Origin of the sequence: Phytoactinopolyspora endophytica, from assembly GCF_004138495.1 — a bacterium.
In the GTDB taxonomy this organism is placed as follows: domain Bacteria; phylum Actinomycetota; class Actinomycetes; order Jiangellales; family Jiangellaceae; genus Phytoactinopolyspora; species Phytoactinopolyspora endophytica.
This window is the reverse complement of sequence record NZ_ML142850.1, coordinates 467,980-468,379: the sequence shown is the minus strand read 5'-3', so window position 1 is coordinate 468,379 and position 400 is coordinate 467,980. Positions and strand designations below refer to the sequence as shown.

The window sequence follows — 400 nt, the reverse complement described above, 5'->3', positions numbered from 1 at the left end:
AGGCTGGATTCGGTGGGCGGCCACGGGCGTTCTAGTGCGGGGTCGACGCTGGCGTCGAGGATGGTCCGGTCACCCAGCGGTGACGCGAGGTCGATTTCCAGCGGGAAGCTCGGGTTGCTGGGGCAATCTGCACCTCCGGTCACTGGCTCGACGAGGACGACGACTGTGACCGTCGCCTCGTCCTCGCTCAGCACGACGGGCCGTACGCCGCGCCCGTCCGGGGCCTGCCCGCTCGCGCATTCCATCTCCCAGGCCTGGACCGCGACGCTGCTCACCTCCGGGTCCGGCTCGACGTCCGGGTCGAGCACGAAGCGCGCGTTGCCCCAGCCTGGGGCGTTGACGCTCACCCGGCACTGGCCCCAACTGTCGGGGACCCAGCTGCCGTCGTCGCGGCTGAAGC

1 protein-coding gene is annotated in these 400 nt (G+C 71.2%); it reads right to left on the bottom strand.

Annotated features, from left to right (window positions below):
- The coding region (locus ELR45_RS05435; protein ID WP_165367499.1) for a hypothetical protein at positions 1-400 on the bottom strand (400 nt) is incomplete at both ends.